Source organism: Glycomyces dulcitolivorans, assembly GCF_003265355.1.
Taxonomy (GTDB): domain Bacteria; phylum Actinomycetota; class Actinomycetes; order Mycobacteriales; family Micromonosporaceae; genus Glycomyces; species Glycomyces dulcitolivorans.
In genome coordinates this window covers 1-4658 of the sequence record NZ_QFRW01000063.1, presented here as the reverse complement: position 1 = coordinate 4658, position 4658 = coordinate 1, and the positions used below count along the sequence as shown (strand labels likewise).

The window sequence follows — 4658 nt, the reverse complement described above, 5'->3', positions numbered from 1 at the left end:
GGGGCGTCTCGCAGCGCCAGCAGTACCAGAGCACGCGGTAGCCCTCGTAGACCAGGCCCTTGTCGTAGAGGGTCTTGAAGGCCCACATGACGCTCTCCATGTAGGTGAGGTCGAGGGTCTTGTAGTCGTTCTCGAAGTCGACCCAGCGGGCCTGGCGGGTGACGTAGTCGTGCCATTCGCCGGTGAACTGGAGGACGGAGGCCTTGGCGGCGGCGTTGAACCGGTCGATGCCGTACGCCTCGATCTCGGCCTTGGTCTTGAGGCCGAGCTCCTTCTCGGTGGTGACCTCGGCGGGCATGCCGTGGGTGTCCCAGCCGAAGCGGCGCTCGACGCGGCGCCCGCGCATGGTCTGGTAGCGGGGGACGACGTCCTTGACGTAGCCGGTGAGGAGGTGCCCGTAGTGGGGCAGGCCGTTGGCGAAGGGCGGGCCGTCGTAGAAGACGAACTCGTTGGCGCCGTTCTCGCCGGCGTCGCGGGCCTCGATGGACGCCTGGAAGGTGTCGTCCTTGGTCCAGAAGTCGAGCACGCGGCGCTCGACCTCCGGGAGGTTCGGGCTCGCGGGGACGCCCCGCCGGGGGTCGTCGAGTGGATAGGCCATGGGACCCGTGTCTCCTCACACACCTTGGTCTTCAGTGTGCGAGGACGAGCCGCGCCCCCGTCTCGGTGGGGCGGCCCGCGGTACCACCTCGCTTGGCGCACGAGTGCGCCCGCTCGACTGGCGGCGGTGACGGGCCGCGTCCGTCCGGGTCTAGTGGGGCCTCGGGTCCGGGTGGATTCGGGGCCGGTTCTTCCGGAAGCTCGCCGGTGATGGCCGGGTCGACGCTGTTGCCTTCGAGTGTAGCGCTGCCCGTCCGGTGGCCCGCGAGCGATTTACGGCGCCGCGCCGGGCGCTCTCCGCCCGGCGTCCCACGGTGCGGACATGTACCATTCCCGGTGTGAGGATCCACGCGAACAACTGGTGGTGGCGTCGCTGAGGCGGCGTCCTGCTTTTGCGTGCGAGCGAAGTGAGCGACCGTCTTGAAGGCGGTCGCTTCGTCGTATCCGGGGTCGGCCGCCTCAGGACGGGACTCGAGACCCAGTACTTCTTGAGGAAGAGGCCCTGATGACAGTGTTCAAGACCCCGTCGGGCGTGACCGTGGAGCGGACGGTGTCCGACCTCGACTCGTCGGATCTGACGTCCGTGGTCGCGCAGGTGGAGGCGCGCCGGGGCGGCGTGCTCTCCAGCGGCATGGAGTATCCGGGGCGCTATTCGCGCTACCACCTGGCGTACGTGGACCCGTCCCTGGAGGTCGTGGCGCGCGGGCGCACGGTGGTGGTGCGGCGGTTGAACGCCCGCGGCTACCTGCTGGTCGACGTCCTGGCGGACGCGCTGGCGGCGGCCGGGGTGGGCGAGGTGACGCGCGAGGACGGCGAGGTGCGCGTCGAGGTGCCGGTGCCGACGGGCCGGGTGCCGGAGGAGCTGCGGTCGAAGCTGCCGACGGCGTTCTCGGCGCTGCGGGTGGTGCTGGACGCGCTGCGCTGCGACGACCCGTACCTGGGCCTGTGGGGGGCGTTCGGGTACGACCTGGCGTACCAGTTCGAGCCGATCCCGTACGCGAAGGACCGCCCGGCCGACCAGCGGGACCTGGTGCTGCACTTGGCGGACGAGATCTACGTGGTCGACCGCAAGCGGGAGACCGCGCAGGTGCGCAGGTACGAGTTCGCGCTCGGGGACCGGTCGACGAAGGGGCTTTCGCGGGAGACGGATTCGCTGGACTACGTGCCGGCGGCGGCGGTCCCGGACGGGCCGGTGCCGGGCGTGTACGCGGACACGGTGCGGCGTGCCAAGCGCGAGTTCAAGGCGGGCAACCTGTTCGAGGTGGTCCCGGGGCACGAGATGTACGCGGCGTGCGATTCGCCGACGGCGTTCTACGAGCGGCTGCGGACGGCGAATCCGGCGCCGTACGAGTTCATCTTCAACCTGGGCGACCGCGAGTACCTGGTGGGGGCCTCGCCGGAGATGTTCGTGCGGGTGCAGGGCGACCGGGTGGAGACGTGCCCGATCTCGGGGACGATCGCGCGCGGGTCGGACCCGCTGCACGACGCGGCGCAGATCGCGGCGCTGATCGGCTCCCCGAAGGAGGAGTCGGAGCTGACGATGTGCACCGATGTGGACCGCAACGACAAGGCGCGGGTGTGCGTGCCGGGTTCGGTGAAGGTGCTGGGGCGCAGGCAGATCGAGATGTACTCGCGGCTGATCCACACGGTGGACCACGTGGAGGGGCGGCTGCGGGAGGGCATGGACGCGCTGGACGCGTTCCTGACGCACATGTGGTCGGTGACGGTGACCGGCGCGCCGAAGACGTGGGCGATGCGGTTCATCGAGGAGCAGGAGACGACGCCGCGGCGCTGGTACGGCGGGGCGGTCGGGTTCGTGGGCTTCGACGGGTCGATGAACACGGGGCTGACGCTGCGGACGGCGCAGATCCGCGAGGGCGTGGCGCGGGTGCGCGCGGGCGCGACGCTGCTGTACGACTCGGACCCCGACGCCGAAGAGGCCGAGACGCACCTGAAGGCGCGGGCGCTGCTGGAGACCGCGGCGGGCGGCGTGGGCGCTGCGGCGCCGGTGCCGGAGCCGATCGAGGTCGCGGGCGGTCCTGCGGGTGTGGGCCGGCGGGTGCTGCTGGTGGACCACGAGGACTCGTTCGTGAACACGCTCGGGGACTACTTCCGGCAGCACGGCTGCGAGGTGACGACGCTGCGGTTCGGGTTCGACGTGCCTGCCGTGCTGGAGGAGATCGCGCCGGACCTGGTGGTGCTGTCGCCGGGGCCGGGGCGCCCGGAGGACTTCGGGACGGCGGCGCTGCTCGACGAGCTGGAGGCGCGGGAGCTGCCGGTGTTCGGGGTGTGCCTGGGGCTCCAGGCGATGGTCGAGCACGCGGGCGGTCAGTTGTCGCTGCTGGAGGAGCCGAGCCACGGCAAGCCGGGGAACGTGAAGGTCACCGGCGGGGGCCTGTTCGCGGGGCTGCCCGACGAGGTGACGGCGGCGCGGTACCACTCGTTGTACGCGACGGCCGACCAGGTCAAGGGCGATTTCACGCCGACGGCGGCGATCGACGAGGTCGTCATGTCGATCGAGGCGCCGGGCAAGCGCTGGTTCGCGGTGCAGTTCCACCCGGAGTCGATCCTGACGGCGGCGGGCGCGCACGGGCACCGGATCATCGGGAACGCGCTGCGCCTGACGGCGTGAGGGACGTGTGAAAGGGGCCGGGAAGCGGTGCTTCCCGGCCCCTTTCGCGTTGTCGCGCTTCCGTCTTGTCGTGTCTACGCAGTCTCGATCAAGAGGTGAACTCCCAGTCCTGGACGCAGCCCCACGCGCCGTGGCCCCAGTTGCCGTTCCAGTAGACCTCCATCCAGAAGTCGCTGGAGAGGCCGCACGCGGTGTACTCGCCGCCGGCGACACGGGTGCAGGACGTCTGCACCCAGGTGCCGGCCGGGATGGACCCGAGGATCGCCGAGCCCGCTTCGGCGCGGAGCCGGTGGTTGACGTTCTCGGCGAAGCGGGCGCGGCAGGTCCGCTGCTCGACCGCGTTGGCCGGGACGACGGTGTCGGTTGTTGCGACGGTGCCGGCAGGGACGGTGGCGTCCGTTGCGGTCGTGGCCTCGATGCGCGACTTGACGGGAGTCGGCGCGTCGACGGGAACCGCCGCGGCCGGTGATGCGGCGGACAGCGACAACGCGAACGCGGCCGCCGCGACGCCGATGGCAGTGAAGATCCTCTTCATTACCATGATCACCCCTTTGGTGAAACTTGATCATGACTGCGCCTTGTGACGCACCCACCACTTAAGTGGGTAGAAGCGGGTATTTCACTACAAAACGGTCAGTGTCGGGAATCTGACAGAACTCGTCCGGCGCGTCGGACCGACCCGGCGGGCCGCGGGGCTCGGGTGTTCGAAACAGGCGGTCCCCGGATCGGGGGCGCGGTGTCGGTGGGCCGTGATTGGGTGGTCGGATGGCCAAAACCGTGTACAACACCGCGACCACCGTCGACGGGTTCATCGCCGATCCCGACAACTCCCTGGAGTGGCTGTTCACCGTGCCGGGCGGGCTGCCCGAGGAGCCGGGCCCGGAGGGCGAGGCGGTCGAGACGCCGCTCGACGAGTTCGCCGAGTTCATGAAGGGCGTCGGCGCGATCTGCATGGGGTCCACCACCTACCAGTGGATCCTCGACTACGAGAACGCGATCGAGCACCCCGAGAAGTGGGTGTACGAGCAGCCGACCTGGGTCTTCACCAGCCGCGACCTCCCGGCGGTGCCGGGCGCCGACCTCAAGTTCGCCTCGGGCGACGTCGCGGCGGTCCACGGCGAGATGGTCGCGGCGGCCGGCGACAAGGACCGCTGGATCGTCGGCGGCGGCGACCTCGTCGGCCAGTTCTTCGACGCGGGCCTCCTCGACGAGATCCGCGTCAGCCTCGCCCCGGTCTTCCTCGGAGCCGGAGCGCCGCTCCTCCCCCGCCGCATCCTCTCCGACCGCCTCGAACTCATCGAGGCCAAGCCCAGCGGCCAGTTCGCCACCCTCGCTTACCGGGTGAAGAACTAGACCGCACCGCGGGCGGGCGGAGTACTCGCCTCCCACCGCCCAAGCTCCCGGCCCGGCCCTTACGGGCCGGGCCGGG

4 protein-coding genes are annotated in these 4658 nt (G+C 70.5%); 2 read left to right on the top strand and 2 right to left on the bottom strand.

The genetic code is table 11. From position 1 onward, the window contains the following. A partial coding sequence (locus DI269_RS28055; protein ID WP_232822616.1) for a class I tRNA ligase family protein occupies window positions 1-598 on the bottom strand: 598 nt, incomplete at its 3' end. A 504-nt stretch (window positions 599-1102) separates the two neighbouring features. Here DI269_RS28055 and DI269_RS04700 point away from each other — a divergent pair. Further along, the gene (locus tag DI269_RS04700; RefSeq protein ID WP_112133965.1) at window positions 1103-3229 is read left to right on the top strand and encodes an anthranilate synthase component I; all 2127 of its coding nucleotides are present in this window, start codon (window positions 1103-1105) and stop codon (window positions 3227-3229) included. Between the two features lie 88 nt (window positions 3230-3317). Here DI269_RS04700 and DI269_RS04695 read toward each other — a convergent pair whose 3' ends face one another. Beyond that, the gene (locus DI269_RS04695) at window positions 3318-3770 is read right to left on the bottom strand and encodes a hypothetical protein (RefSeq protein ID WP_157974765.1); all 453 of its coding nucleotides are present in this window, start codon (window positions 3768-3770) and stop codon (window positions 3318-3320) included. Between the two features lie 224 nt (window positions 3771-3994). Between DI269_RS04695 and DI269_RS04690 the strand changes: the two genes are divergently transcribed. Further along, on the top strand, window positions 3995-4582 hold the full coding sequence (locus DI269_RS04690; RefSeq protein WP_112133963.1) for a dihydrofolate reductase family protein: 588 nt from the start codon (window positions 3995-3997) through the stop codon (window positions 4580-4582). Window positions 4583-4658: the final 76 nt, after the last annotated feature.

What these genes read in the sequence shown, in the direction of transcription:
- DI269_RS04700 (WP_112133965.1), top strand. Translation starts at nt 1,103, where the DNA reads ATGACAGTGTTCAAGACCCCGTCGGGCGTGACCGTGGAGCGGACGGTG.
- DI269_RS04695 (WP_157974765.1), bottom strand. Translation starts at nt 3,770, where the DNA reads ATGGTAATGAAGAGGATCTTCACTGCCATCGGCGTCGCGGCGGCCGCG.
- DI269_RS04690 (WP_112133963.1), top strand. Translation starts at nt 3,995, where the DNA reads ATGGCCAAAACCGTGTACAACACCGCGACCACCGTCGACGGGTTCATC.